Here is a 14,121-nt window from a genome sequence, read left to right as displayed (position 1 = left end):
TGTTATGCACAACAAAAGTTCCGCTGTATCTATTTAGTTTAAGCAGGATTATTTTTTAGAAGTAACTTCTTTTTTTCCACTTAGTAAAATCTTTTCAAGAATTTTCAGGGTAATAAGATACGTTGGTTTTACACCTGTAAGTCCTAAACCTCCAGAAGAAAGAGTACTTCCTGTTTCTAAAGGATTATCAGAAGCATAGTATGCATAACAAACAAAAAGGTCCGGTGCAATATGATGTCTGATCTTAGAAGCCACCTGGATGGCTTTTTGATAATGAGCCCCTTCCATTTCAAGACCGATAGCTTTCCAGGAGGTATTCATGAAATAAGATAAAATATCCCTGTTCTGAAGTGAAGTCCCTAAAACCGTAATCATAGCTCCCTCAAACGCTTTCAATTCATCATCCTTAAAATCATCCAGTTTTAAAGCATTTTCAAAAGGATAATTATCGGCTGTTCCTTCAAAAATATGAGAAGTAGGAATCATAATATCTCCCTTACCTCCGTTTAGAATTCCGGCTTTACCCATAATGGATACGGATTTTACTTTCATCATATAGACTTCCCCTTTGTGTTCGAAAGGTCTTAAAAGTTCATCCATTACTTCAAAAGCCTGTTCTCCGAAGGCATAATCAAAAACCATGATTACATCATCTCCTGAATATTTTATATGTCCGAATGGAGTATTTTTAAGATCAGTTTTACTTAGATCAATGATTTGAACATCTATATTACTACCGCTCTTGTCATCTATATATATAAGTCCCTGGTCTGCCGCATATTTTGAAACTTTATCTCGAAGATCCTTCTTATCGGAAATTTCACCATACAGTTTATAATCAACTTCCTTATGGTCTTTTTTCTTAAGTGCATCATTAGCATACAGCATATTTTTCACAGAATGCATGTTTGCTGAGATTATATGTAAGGGACGCATGTGAAGCCCGTTATCATACAAAACTTCTTTTACTTTATTTGCCCATTTTTCTCCAAAATAATGATGCCCTACTCTTTCTTTCAATATAGCACTGAAGTGGATTTCTCTTTCTCTGCTCTGCTTAGCATCTTCTAAACTTACCTTTCCTAAGTTATAGATGATTTTGAATAAACGGTCAGGATTTTCATCATCTCCAAAAGTATTATACGCTTTTAATGTTTCTTCAAAAGTTCTCCCGATCAGAGAAGAAAGATGAATAAGTGCAACTTCCTTTTCTTTTCTGCTGAATTTCTTTTCTCCTTTTACTACCTCTTCAATAATTTTAAAGGCACGTGTTGGCTTCCAGTTTTCATCCTGAATAAATGCCAGATTACGGATTTTATCCGCTTCTATAAATAAGAATGTTAAGTGAGTAAGAATATCATAGATCTCTGAACGTCCCAAAAGAACTTCAATATTCATTTGGTGTTCATCAATTCTATAACAGTTTCTTCTTCTCTTTTTGGGAACAATAGGCTCGAAACTACCTTTATCAAAACCCTCATCTGATGTAAGATGAATAAAAGCACACTCCTCAATTCCTTCAGGAAGCCTGTCTAAAACATACATCAAACCATCAAGCTCCAGTTTATTCGGAACATTCATGGTACCATAAATTTCAGGATTGATTGTTTTTAACAAACTTCTTATACTTTCTCCCGAAACACCTCCTGGCTTGAAAAATCCTCTATAGAATAAATGTCTCATAGAGATGTATAGTCTTTCAATAGCCTCTGTTGTTTCTCTTGCTCTAGAATTTGTCATAAAATAAATTTCACACAAATATACAAAATTACACTGCAAATCATTTTAAGTATCTTTTAACAAGGAGGTTAAATTGTATACATTTTTGTATCCTATATAATAGTAAAGTATTCATATCTTTGAGTTATAAAATATTTGATTTCATTTTCCCTTCTTATTTGAAATCCTTCCATTCAAGACACCTATTTTTCTGTTAATTTTTATAAATTTTACAAACACCCCCTAAAAAAATAAGGGTTAAAACATTTTCAATTCATTTTTTTTGTAAATTTGCCCTGTAAAAATTAACCCTATTATGTCAACTTTAAGATTCAAAGCGTTAGAAACATTACCATTCAAGGACTTCAGAAAGGATAACTCCATTGAAGTTCCTGCAAAATTGTCTGAATTATTCTGTCAAAATGTTTTCTCAGAAGAAACCATGAGAGAGTATTTGACGAAAGAAGCATTCACATCTATTATGGATGCTATTAAAAAAGGAACTAAAATTCAACGACACATTGCAGATCAGGTAGCGGTAGCTATGAAAGACTGGGCAATGAGCAAAGGGGCAACACACTACACACACTGGTTTCAACCTTTAACAGGATCAACTGCTGAAAAGCACGATTCATTCTTCACTCCAATCGAAGGGGGAAGAGCCATTGAAAGATTCAGCGGAAACCTGCTTATCCAACAAGAGCCGGATGCTTCTTCTTTCCCGAACGGAGGAATCAGAAATACTTTCGAAGCAAGAGGTTACACAGCCTGGGATCCTACATCACCGGCTTTTATCATGGGAACTACACTTTGTATTCCTTCGATCTTTATTTCTTATACGGGAGAAACGCTGGATTATAAAGCTCCTCTTCTAAGAGCTCTGAATGCTGTAGACGAAGCTGCAACTAACGTAATGCAGTATTTTGACAAAAATGTAACAAAAGTAACTCCTACTTTAGGATGGGAACAGGAATATTTCTTAGTGGATTCGGCATTGTATCAATCGCGTCCGGATCTTGTATTAACAGGTAAAACTTTACTTGGACACTCACCGGCAAAAGGACAACAGCTGGATGACCACTATTTCGGGTCTATTCCGACAAGAGTAATGAACTTCATGAAAGAGTTGGAAATAGAGTGTATGAAATTGGGAATTCCTGTAACAACCAGACACAACGAAGTAGCACCTAATCAATTCGAGCTGGCTCCGATGTTTGAAGAAGTAAACGTTGCTGTAGACCACAATTCTTTATTGATGGATATTATGGCAAGAGTGGCCCATAAACACCATTTTCATATTTTATTCCACGAGAAACCATTTGCCGGAGTAAACGGAAGTGGAAAACATAATAACTGGTCATTGGCTACAGATACAGGTGAAAACCTACTAAGCCCAGGGAAAAATCCTAAGAAAAACCTGCAATTCTTAACATTCTTTGTTAATACCATTAAAGCTGTTCATGAATATGCAGATCTTTTAAGAGCAAGTATCGCTTCTGCAAGTAATGACCACAGATTAGGGGCTAATGAAGCTCCACCTGCAATTATTTCTGTATTTATCGGAAGTCAGTTATTCAGAGTATTGGAGGAATTGGAAAAAGTAACCAGCGGTAAATTATCCCCTGAAGAAAAAACAGAATTAAAATTAAATGTTGTTGGAAAAATTCCTGAAATCCTATTGGACAATACCGATAGAAACAGAACTTCACCATTTGCATTTACAGGAAATAAATTTGAGATCAGAGCTGTAGGTTCTTCTGCAAACTGTGCAGAATCTATGACCGTAATGAATACGATCGCTGCAAAGCAGTTAAATGATTTCAAAAAAGAAGTTGACGCTTTAATTGAAGGAGGATTAAAGAAAGACGAAGCGATATTCAACGTATTAAGAGAATACATCAAACAATGTAAAAATATCATGTTTGAAGGTGACGGATATTCTGATGACTGGGCAAAAGAAGCTAAGAAAAGAGGGTTAAACAACTTAAAAACCACTCCGGAAGCTTTAAAGCAGGAAATGGATAAGAAGTTCTTAGCTCTTTATGAAGAAATAGGAGTGTTTACTCATAGAGAAGTAGAAGCAAGAAATGAGATCAAACTTGAAAAATACTCTACCGTTATTGATATTGAAGCAAGAGTTCTAAGTGATATCGCAAGAAACCACATTATTCCTTCTGCATTAAATTACCAGAACAGATTAATTGAAAACGTAAAAGGTCTTAAAGAAATTTTCGGAGATAAAGAATTCAAAACGTTGGCAAAAGAACAAATGAGCTTGATCACTAATATTTCTGAAAATGTTTCTGTAATCAAATTAGGAGTTGAAGATCTTATCAAAGCCAGAGAAGCAGCAAAAGCAGTATCTAACAGCCAAAAGCAGGCAGAAGATTATTGCAACAAAGTGAAACCTCTTTTCGATGTAATCAGAGATGCATCTGATAATCTTGAAATGATGGTGGACGACGAGCTTTGGCCGATGACAAAATACAGAGAAATGTTATTTACAAAATAACATTTTGTAAAGTCCATATTAGTTAAACTCCCCTTTTGGGGGAGTTTTTTTATTGTATTTCCTTTATTTTTATTCCTGAAAATAAAACAAACTAAACACTTAACAAACAATATTTTACACAACTTCAAAATTGATATAAAATTTAGATTTAACTTTGCTGTTCTATGAAAATCCTGATCATTGAAGATAATAAAGAACTGGCTCACAGCATGACGTATTATCTGGAAGAAGAACACTACATCTGCGAATGTGCCTATAGTTATAATGAAGCTTTGGAACGCCTGAGCTTCAATACTTATGATTGTTTGTTACTCGATATTATGCTCCCGGATGGAAATGGGCTAAACCTCCTCAATCATATTAAAAGTGAAAAAATCAACAGCGGCATATTAATTATTTCAGCTAAAGATGCATTGGACGATAAAATCAAAGGCCTTGAAAAGGGTGCCGACGATTATATTACAAAACCGTTTCATTTACCTGAATTACACGCAAGACTTAGAGCAGTATATCGCAGGAAAAAAATGGATGGTTACAATGATGTCCGTTTTAATGAAATATTATTGAATACCGATACCTTTGAGGTCTTCATCCATGAAAATAGATTAGATGTCACGCAGAAAGAATTTGAGCTATTGCTTTATTTTTTGGTTAATAAAAACAGGGTCCTGTCCAAACAATCCATCGCTAACCATCTTTGGGGAGATCATACCGATAATTTAGCTAACTTTGACTTCGTTTATCAGCATGTTAAAAATCTCAGAAAGAAAATAGCAATTGCACAGGGTAACGATTATGTAGAAACAATCTATGGTCTGGGCTATAAGTTTAATGCGTCAAAATATAACGGCTCATGAATTTACTAAATAAAATATCGATCTGGTTCATTGCCATTGTACTATTGGTTACTCCTCTTAGTATGTACATTTCTTATTCCAATATTAAAAAAAGATTGGACAATGTTGAAATAGAGCGACTGAGATCAGTAAATAATTATGTAGCCGCCCAACTAAAAAGAGGAGAAACACCTGAAAAAACATCTCAGGGATTACCCATTTCTATCAAACCCTATACAGGAAGTGGTATTATTCCTACCAACCCTGAAATTATCCACACCTGCCTGGATAATAATGGTCCCTCTCGTAACGAATGTAAAATACAAATCAATACGTTTGTCACGGCCGCAAATAAAACATACAAGATCTCTTCTTATAGCTATATCACTTCTACAGAACAGATCATGAAAGGTATGCTCACTGCATTATTGTTAAAAGTATTACTCATCACAGCTATAGTATTCATTACCGCAAGAATATTATCCCGGTATATACTTAAGCCTTTCCATCACGCTATAGATAATATTCATCATTTTAATATTCAGAAGCGGGAACCTCTTCAGTTACTCTCAACAAGCACAAATGAATTTAAAAAACTTAATGAGTTTCTCAGGCTCATGACCGATAAAGCCATTGAAGATTACACCTCCGTTAAAGAATTCAGTGAAAATGCGTCTCATGAAGTACAAACCCCTCTGGCAATCATACAGAGCAAAGTTGAGCTTTTAGCTGAAACAGAAATCAATGCAAAACAGGCGGCATTATTGACCGACATCCAAAACTCCATAGATAAACTTACCAGAATCAACCGCTCGTTGATCCTGCTTACAAAACTTAACAATCAAGAATTTCTCACACATGAGAAATTAAAATTCTGCCGGGTGGAAAAAGAAACCATCCACGCTTATTCAGATCATATTGCATTAAAAAACATCACCCTGAACAGGCACTGTGAAAAAGATGTATACATAAAAATCCATCCCGCACTCGCAGAAATTCTTTTGAACAATCTTTTATCCAATGCAATCCGGCACAATGTGAAAAATGGAAATATAGAAATTTCACTGACCCATAAATTCTTCAGGATCAGCAATACAGGATTGCCTCCTGATATTCCCACCCAGGAACTTTTTAAAAGATTCAAGAAAAGCAATCAATCCACAGAGAGTATTGGTTTGGGCCTTTCAATCGTAAAACAAATTTGCGAGGTCAATACATTCCCTGTTCATTACGACTTTAGTGACGGCTGGCATTGTATTACGGTGTATTTTGATTCAACAGAAAACCACTCTTTATTTACTCCAACTTCCTATTCCACCCCTGCCCAAGAGATTGAAAACATAAAGACATCACTTAATTTTGCTGAATAAAATCAATCCATAAAAACGGTTGTTTGATTAATTTATACAGAACTTCAAATTTGCTTCAAAATGTGTTTTTTACTTTGAATAAAGAAAAAAATATACTCGATGCTTTTAAGAGCTTTTATTCTATCCGTCTCTACGATTTTTTTAATCAACAAAGTAAGCGCACAGGAAGTCATCACACTTCAATCCGCACTTGAAACAGCTGTTCACAATTACGGAACCATTAAAGCCAAAGAATCCTACCGTTTATCATCGCAGGAATCCGTAGAATTAGCCAAAAGGCAGTATTTGCCCAACCTCAACTTAAGTGTACAGCAGGATTTTGGAACTGTAAATGGACAGAACGGCCCTTTATATGGATTTGGTGGTTACGGAGTAGCCTCTTCCGGACTTCCTCTTCCTGAACAAAACTGGAATGCTTCATTCGGAGCCCTGTATCTTGCTAATGTCAATTGGGAGTTCTTTTCATTTGGAAAAGCAAAACAAAGAATAAAGGTGGCACAATTTAAAAACCAAAGAGATACCAGAGACCTTTCCGATGAAATATTTCAGCATAAAATAAAAGTCGCGGCAGCTTATCTGAATGTTCTGGCAGCGAAAAAGCTGAAATTATCCTATGAAAAGAATTTAGGAAGAACCGACACCATAAGAAGAATTGTTGAGGTTAAAGAAAAAAACGGGCTCGTTCCCGGGGTTGACCTTTCTCTTGCCAAAGCAGACTATGCCAACGCCATGATCACTTACACAAAGGCAAAAGACAATGAGCAGGAGCAGGAAAATAAACTTGCGCAGTTAATGGGTATTCCGCCCCAGGAATTTAGACTTGACAGTACCATTCTCAAAAGAATTCCAACAGATCTGCCATCAGAAAAAAACTTGGTTTTAAAAGACCATCCTCTTCTTGCATTTTATAAGAGCCGGATCGATGTAAGTGAAGAAGAAAAACAATTGCTCAGAACCCAATACTATCCATCATTTTCCATGGTTGGAATTATACAAACACGCGCCTCAGGATTCGGTAACGGATATGCTCAAAACCAAAATGACTATTCTATGTCTTATTGGGACGGAATCCACCCAACCAGAAGCAATTACCTGATCGGACTGGGAGTATCCTGGAATTTCACACAGACCTTCAGATTATCAAAAGAAATCAGCGCGCAGGACTATGTAAGCCAGGGGCTAAAGCATGAATATGATCTTGCAGAACAGCAGCTCAAGGCACAGCTTGATTTGTCTGAAAATAAATGGAACAATGCTCTTACCGTGTACGATCAGGTTCCGGCTCAATTAAAATCTGCAAATGATGCTTATATCCAGCGATCTGCATTATACAGAAACGGCCTCACAGATATTGTTGACCTATCCCAGGCCATATATGCACTGATAAGAGCAGAGACAGATAGGGACATCGCTATTAGCAACGTTTGGAACGCATTACTATTAAAAGCAGCCGCAACAGGTGATTTTACAGTTTTCGAAAGTGAACTGTAAGGTTAAATATAAATTACATCAATAATAGATCAATGAACTTAATAAGATTTGCATTAAGAAAACCCATTACGATTCTGGTGATTGTAGCCGGACTGTTTTTCTTTGGAATACGGTCCGCCAATTCGATCAAAGTCGACATCTTTCCTAAACTGGATTTACCGGTTATTTACGTTTCCCACCCCTTCAGCGGATATACTCCACAACAAATGGAAGCTTTTTTCGCTAAACAGTACATCAATATTTTCCTTTTCGTAAACGGGATCAAAAGTATTGAAACTAAAAACATTCAGGGATTGACACTGATGAAAATCAATTTTTATCCGGGAACCAATATGGCCCAGGCCGCTGCTGAACTCAACTCTTTTTCCACAAGGATCCAGGCAGCATTTCCTCCGGGATCCAACCCTCCGTTCATTATCCGTTTTGATGCGTCTACCCTTCCCGTGGGGCAGCTTGTTTTGAGCAGTGATAAAAGAAATAACAATGAGCTTCTTGATTTAGCCAACGTATATGTTCGCTCCACATTTACTTCCATTCCCGGAATTGTTTCTTCTCCCCCTTTTGGAGGAAATATACGGACTGTGGTAATCAATGCCAACCCGGATTTACTCCGCCAGCATAATTTAACTCCTGATCAACTTGTAGAAGCATTACGTCTTAATAACCAGACTGCACCTTCAGGGAATGTACGCATCGGGGATAAATATTATATTACTCCAACCAATACGATGATCAAAAACGTAAAAGATTTTGGAAACATTCCTTTATATAAAGGAGGAGTACAAAACCTTTATTTAAAAGATGTAGCAACGGTAACCGACGGAGCAGACATGACCTCCGGGTACGCATTGGTTAATGGACGCCGTTCAGTTTACCTGAGTATTGCCAAAAGTGCTGATGCCTCAACCTGGGATGTTGTCCAAAATCTTAAGAAACAACTTCCCCAGATCCAGTCTAATCTTCCCGACGATGTTAAGGTAAGCTTTGAATTTGACCAATCGACATATGTTATCAATTCCGTTAAAAGCTTGATGAGTGAAGGAACAATAGGTGCCCTGCTGACAGGACTCATGGTTATTTTATTCCTTGGAGATATACGGGGTGCTATCATTGTAATTCTTACTATTCCTATTTCCATTATTTCAGCGGTACTGTTTCTTAATCTCTTCGGGCAGACCATTAATATTATGACCCTAAGTGGGCTTGCGCTGGCTATCGGAATCCTCGTTGATGAAAGTACCGTTACCATAGAGAATATACATCAGCATCTCGATATGGGAAAACCAAAAGCCTTAGCTATCTGGGATGCCTGTAAGGAAATTGCTTTTCCAAAACTCTTGATCTTGTTCTGTATTCTTGCTGTTTTTGCCCCGGCTTTTACAATGGAAGGAATTCCAGGCTCCCTGTTTCTGCCTTTGGCTTTGGCAATAGGATTCAGTATGATCATTTCTTATTTCCTTGCACAAACTTTTGTTCCTGTAATGGCCAACTGGATTATGAAAGTAAAGCACCACAAAGCGAAAGACGGCCATACCATGACCGAAGCAGAAGAACTTGATGCTGCGGGACTAAGTGATGAAGCAGACACCTGGAGCCAGAAAGAAATACTCCTGCAAAACATCGACAGCAACAGGGATGGTAAAGTAAGCCTATTTGAAAAGGTAAGATTTCGGTACCTTAAATTTCTTGACCGGATTATGCCCTTTAGGAAAATTATTGTCTCGGCTTATATTCTGGTAACGATGGGACTGGTCGCTCTCTTTCTCAACAGTATAGGAAGAGACGTACTACCTCAGGTAAATGGCTCCCAGTTTCAGGTAAGGATGCGTATCCCGGATGGAACGAGGATTGAAACTACAGAACTTCAAACACTGAAGCTGCTCGACGGCATTAAGGATATTGTCGGAAAAGATAACATTTCTATTACCTCAGCTTATGTTGGAACCCATCCGAATCTTTTTTCTGTAAGCCCGATATATCTTTGGATGGCAGGATCACATGAAACGGTATTACAAGTGGGATTACATGAAGGCTTCCATGCAAACCTGGATGATCTTAAAGATAAAATCAGAGAAAAGGCTAAAAGCATCAATCCGAATATGAAGCTTTCCTTTGAGCCCATAGAATTAACAGAAAAAATATTAAGCCAGGGATCTCCAACTCCGATTGAAGTAAGATTATCAGGCAGAAGCAAAGAGCTTAACGAAACTTATGCTAAAAAAATAGCAGAGGAACTTAAAAAAATACCCTACTTAAGAGATGTCCAAATCGGGCAATCGATTAAATACCCTTCGATTGACATCAACGTAGACAGGATCAGAGCAGCCCAACTGGGAGTAGACATGACCGACATTTCACGTTCATTGGTTGCTTCTACCTCTTCATCCCGATACACCGAAAAAAACATCTGGACTGACGAAAAAGCAGGATATAGCTATAACGTACAGGTACAGATCCCTGAAAATAAAATGAATAGCAAAGCTCAGATTGCAGGAATCCCTCTGCTGAAAAACTCTAACAGACCTAATTTAGGGGATGTGGCAACTATAAAAGACAGCTACACGTACGGGGAAACAGATAACCTCGGTGCAATGCCAATGCTTACAGTAACGGCCAATTTAAATCACACTGATTTAGGAAAAGCATCAAAAGATGTCCAGAAGGTGATTAACAACCTTGGAGAATTACCGAGAGGTCTGAATGTCGGGTTAATTGGTCTAAGCCAGACTCTCAACGATACCCTGAGCAGTTTACAAAGCAGCCTGATCATTGCCATTCTCGTAATCTTTCTGATGCTTGCTGCCAATTTCCAGTCGTTTAAAGTATCCGGAGTCGTATTGGTAACTGTCCCTGCGGTATTATTAGGCTCTCTTGCATTGCTTATTATTGCGGGTTCAACGCTTAATCTTCAATCCTATATGGGAATTATCATGTCCGTAGGGGTATCTATTTCCAATGCCGTGCTATTGATAACGAATGCAGAGCAACTGAGAAAACATAATGGAGATGCTTTACTATCAGCAAGAGAAGCTGCGGCACTAAGGATCAGACCTATTGTAATGACCGCCTTAGCAATGGTCGTAGGAATGGTTCCTATGGCACTTGGATTAGGAGAAGCCGGAGATCAGGTCTCTCCGTTAGGACGTGCAGTAATCGGAGGATTAATTGCTTCTACATTTGCAGCATTGTTTATTCTTCCGTTGGCTTTTGCATGGGGACAGGGAAAAACTTCTACCCAAAGCGTATCACTTGACCCTGAGGATGAAGAAAGTATCCACTTTATACCAGAACTTTTAAAATAAAATAACCAAATGGCTATTAAAAATTTAAATATGAACCGTTTATATCAATATTTCATTCCGGCAGTTGTTCTATTATTCAGCTTGCAAAGCTGTGAACAAAACAAAGCGGAAGTAAAAAAGACCGCAACACCATCAGCACCTGAAATAGAAGCTATCAATCCTAAGCAGGGAGATTTCGCTTCATCCACCACTATTCCCGGGGAACTTCAGCCTTTCCAGAAAGTAGACGTATATGCCAAAATAAGCAGTTTTGTTAAAAAACTGTATGTAGATGTAGGAAATGAGGTTGTAGCAGGACAGTTGCTGGCCACACTGGAAGCTCCGGAATTGAATGCGCAGCAAAATGCTGCAGCGTCAGCATTAAAATCCAAAGAAGCAATATATATAGCCAGTAAAGCGAAATATGATCGTTTGAAAGAAACCAGTAAAACACCGGGAACCATATCTGCACTTGATCTGGAACAGGCACTTGCTGCCCAAAGATCTGACATAGCACAGCTTGAGGCCGCAAAATCCTCTTATCGAGAAGTCATGGATGTTAAAAACTACCTTCAGATCAGGGCTCCATTCAGTGGGAATATAGCAACCAGAAATGTAAGTGCAGGAGCCTATGTGGGACCTTCCGGGAAAGGATCCGAGCTTCCCCTTTTCAGTCTTGTTCAGCAAAACAAACTTCGTTTGGTAGTAAATGTTCCGGAATCTTACACAGGAAGCTTAAATAAGAATGGAGAGATAAAATTCTCTGTACAATCTATCCCGGGAGAAACCTTTACCGCTAAAGTATCCAGATTTGCAGGAGCATTGGATAACAGGCTGCGCTCTCAATCCGTGGAAATGGATGTTTACAATAATGATAAAAAATTATTGCCGGGAATGGTTGCCAATGTAATTCTTCCGTTAAGTGATAACAATAAAGCCCTATCTGTTCCTACATCAGCAGTATTAAACTCCACATTAGGTGTTTTCGTTATCAGAGTTGAAAAAGACATTGCCCATTGGGTTCCTGTTACTGCCGGAATTTCAAATAGTGATACGACAACCATTATTGGTGAAGTCAGCCCTAACGATGTGATTATCAAATCGGCAACGGAAGAAATCCGCGACGGACAGAATATAAAAGTAAAGCTCACAAAATAATTAATCTTAATTAGTTGTTAAAAGATATTTTTTATTCGTTTTTCTACAAAAAGTAAAAATTAACCCATTATTAAAGGAATGAGATTTTACTTTGTTAAAGAATCTTAATAAAAAAAACCGCAGTATCACCAAAAATGGGATGTTGCGGTTTGTTTTTCTTTAACATACGTAAATAATATGTTAAAATGTGTTAAAGTAAGAACCTGACATTAATCATATCGAAGCTCTTTTGGTTGGAATCTCTACTTTTGTAATGCTTTTAGAAATAAATATTCCTTATTTAACACGGATAATCAAATATATATGAAGAAAAGAGTTTTGTTTTATTTAGCTGCTTTCGTTTCTACGATGTCATTACAATCTTGTGTTACAAACTACGTAGTTTCAAAACCAGCAACTTACACTAAAGAATACAAAACAGATGCCAAACTAGCTTCTATAGATACCAGAAAAATGGAACAGGATAAGAAGCAATTAATCAATTCTTTTATCTCTGAGAAGGCAGCCGTTTTATCTAATGCAAAAAATACTTTAAGAAATTCTGAGATTGCCAAAGCAATCAAACACAATAAAACGATCGACAATATCCTAACCGAAGCTGAAACGTACCTAGGAACTCCTTACAGATATGGAGGAACAACAAGAAATGGTATAGATTGTTCAGCTTTTGTTCTTTCTGTATTCGGAGCAGCAGCAGGTCTTAGTTTACCTAGAGTTGCAGCATCTCAATCTCAGGAAGGGGAGAGAGTTGAAAAAGAAAACCTACAGAAAGGAGATTTGATTTTCTTTTCTCACGGTAGAAGAATCTCTCACGTTGGTATTGTAGAAAGTGTTTCTGAGGATGGGGAGATTAAATTTATTCATGCAGCTACTTCTAAAGGAGTTATGATTTCGTCACTTAATGATTCATATTGGGGACCGAAATTCAGATTTGCAAAGAGAGTGATTAATGAAGAAGGAGATGTTTATAATAACTTAGCTGCAACTACAGCATCAACAGCAACAAGTTTTTAATTTTAAATAATTGATTTAAATAATGAAAGCCATCAAATATTTGATGGCTTTCTGTTTTATCTGTCTTCAATTGGTTTCTATTTGATGACATCTTTCTTTCAACGCCAAAAGCTAACTATTTCGATCAATATCTATGTCAAGGCGATAAAGTAGTCCATGCACTTCCGAAAGTGAAAATTTAGCCTTCTTCAGCCTGTTGGAAGCAGGATCTATAGTATAATTGAAAGATGTTCTGAAATCAGCCTTTTCAAGGTTGGAATTTTCGAAGATTGCCCCGGAAAGATCACAATTATTAAATACGGAATTCGATAAGTCTGCCTCTGCAAAATCGACTTCCGTCAATTTTGAGTTTTTAAACAAAGTTTTCTTGATCGATGTTTTATAAAAAACAGAATTGTTTAAAGAACAGCCTTCAAATCTGAACGACATTCCAAACTCATTGCATTCATCAAAGTGAAGCCCGAACATCTTACATTCTTTAAACAACACTTCCCGAAATGCTGTTGAAACAAGCTTTGCCATACTCAGATTACATCCGATAAATTCACAATCGTTAAAACTGAAAAAAGAAAGGTCCATATACTCAAGATGGCAGTTCCGGAATATACAATTTTCATATTCGCCTTTTTGAAATTGGGAAAAGTCCCCATTTTCAAAAACCTGATCAATAACGTATGCTTCTTTCATACCAGGATGTTTAAAAGAAATTTTTGTAATAAGTTTTAATAATAACGATGAGT

General features: G+C 37.2%; 9 protein-coding genes. 7 read left to right on the top strand and 2 right to left on the bottom strand.

The window, feature by feature from the left end:
- Positions 1 to 48 precede the first annotated feature (48 nt).
- Positions 49 to 1,740, bottom strand: coding sequence for a hypothetical protein (locus PFY10_14345; protein WBV55408.1), 1,692 nt, complete (start codon positions 1,738 to 1,740; stop codon positions 49 to 51).
- 295 nt (positions 1,741 to 2,035) lie between these two features.
- On the opposite strand from PFY10_14345, the gene PFY10_14340 reads away from it, so the two are divergent.
- The 7 genes from PFY10_14340 to PFY10_14310 all read left to right on the top strand — a co-directional run bounded on the left by PFY10_14340 (position 2,036) and on the right by PFY10_14310 (position 13,381).
- Positions 2,036 to 4,231: a glutamine synthetase III gene (locus tag PFY10_14340; GenBank protein ID WBV55407.1), complete on the top strand. Its 2,196-nt coding sequence runs from the start codon at positions 2,036 to 2,038 to the stop codon at positions 4,229 to 4,231.
- 164 nt (positions 4,232 to 4,395) lie between these two features.
- Positions 4,396 to 5,088 carry a response regulator transcription factor gene (locus PFY10_14335; GenBank protein ID WBV55406.1) on the top strand — a complete coding sequence of 231 codons (693 nt, stop codon included), beginning with the start codon at positions 4,396 to 4,398 and terminating at the stop codon, positions 5,086 to 5,088.
- On the top strand, positions 5,085 to 6,437 hold the full coding sequence (locus PFY10_14330) for a HAMP domain-containing sensor histidine kinase (GenBank protein ID WBV55405.1): 1,353 nt from the start codon (positions 5,085 to 5,087) through the stop codon (positions 6,435 to 6,437). The genes PFY10_14335 and PFY10_14330 overlap by 4 nt, the downstream gene beginning before the upstream one ends.
- A 99-nt stretch (positions 6,438 to 6,536) precedes the next feature.
- Entirely contained in the window at positions 6,537 to 7,928 is a 1,392-nt protein-coding gene (locus tag PFY10_14325) for a TolC family protein (GenBank protein WBV55404.1), read from the top strand.
- Positions 7,929 to 7,960: 32 nt separating this feature from the next.
- Positions 7,961 to 11,230 carry an efflux RND transporter permease subunit gene (locus PFY10_14320; protein WBV55403.1) on the top strand — a complete coding sequence of 1,090 codons (3,270 nt, stop codon included), beginning with the start codon at positions 7,961 to 7,963 and terminating at the stop codon, positions 11,228 to 11,230.
- A 30-nt stretch (positions 11,231 to 11,260) separates the two neighbouring features.
- Complete coding sequence (locus PFY10_14315; protein WBV55402.1) at positions 11,261 to 12,367, top strand: efflux RND transporter periplasmic adaptor subunit; 1,107 nt, start codon at positions 11,261 to 11,263, stop codon at positions 12,365 to 12,367.
- Positions 12,368 to 12,670: 303 nt separating this feature from the next.
- Positions 12,671 to 13,381, top strand: a complete 711-nt coding sequence (locus tag PFY10_14310; GenBank protein ID WBV55401.1) for a C40 family peptidase — start codon at positions 12,671 to 12,673, stop codon at positions 13,379 to 13,381.
- A 111-nt stretch (positions 13,382 to 13,492) separates the two neighbouring features.
- Here PFY10_14310 and PFY10_14305 read toward each other — a convergent pair whose 3' ends face one another.
- Positions 13,493 to 14,068 (bottom strand): pentapeptide repeat-containing protein, encoded by a 576-nt coding sequence (locus PFY10_14305; protein WBV55400.1) that lies wholly within the window; start codon positions 14,066 to 14,068, stop codon positions 13,493 to 13,495.
- Positions 14,069 to 14,121 lie beyond the last annotated feature (53 nt).

Origin of the sequence: Chryseobacterium daecheongense (assembly GCA_027920525.1) — a bacterium.
In the GTDB taxonomy this organism is placed as follows: Bacteria; Bacteroidota; Bacteroidia; order Flavobacteriales; family Weeksellaceae; genus Chryseobacterium; species Chryseobacterium proteolyticum.
Note: the sequence above shows the minus strand (reverse complement) of the source record. Positions and strands in the feature narration are given on the sequence as shown.

Excerpts from the sequence above, each read along its gene's own strand:
- PFY10_14345 (WBV55408.1), bottom strand. The coding sequence starts at position 1,740 with ATGACAAATTCTAGAGCAAGAGAAACAACAGAGGCTATTGAAAGACTA.
- PFY10_14340 (WBV55407.1), top strand. The coding sequence starts at position 2,036 with ATGTCAACTTTAAGATTCAAAGCGTTAGAAACATTACCATTCAAGGAC.
- PFY10_14335 (WBV55406.1), top strand. The coding sequence starts at position 4,396 with ATGAAAATCCTGATCATTGAAGATAATAAAGAACTGGCTCACAGCATG.
- PFY10_14330 (WBV55405.1), top strand. The coding sequence starts at position 5,085 with ATGAATTTACTAAATAAAATATCGATCTGGTTCATTGCCATTGTACTA.
- PFY10_14325 (WBV55404.1), top strand. The coding sequence starts at position 6,537 with ATGCTTTTAAGAGCTTTTATTCTATCCGTCTCTACGATTTTTTTAATC.
- PFY10_14320 (WBV55403.1), top strand. The coding sequence starts at position 7,961 with ATGAACTTAATAAGATTTGCATTAAGAAAACCCATTACGATTCTGGTG.
- PFY10_14315 (WBV55402.1), top strand. The coding sequence starts at position 11,261 with ATGAACCGTTTATATCAATATTTCATTCCGGCAGTTGTTCTATTATTC.
- PFY10_14310 (WBV55401.1), top strand. The coding sequence starts at position 12,671 with ATGAAGAAAAGAGTTTTGTTTTATTTAGCTGCTTTCGTTTCTACGATG.
- PFY10_14305 (WBV55400.1), bottom strand. The coding sequence starts at position 14,068 with ATGAAAGAAGCATACGTTATTGATCAGGTTTTTGAAAATGGGGACTTT.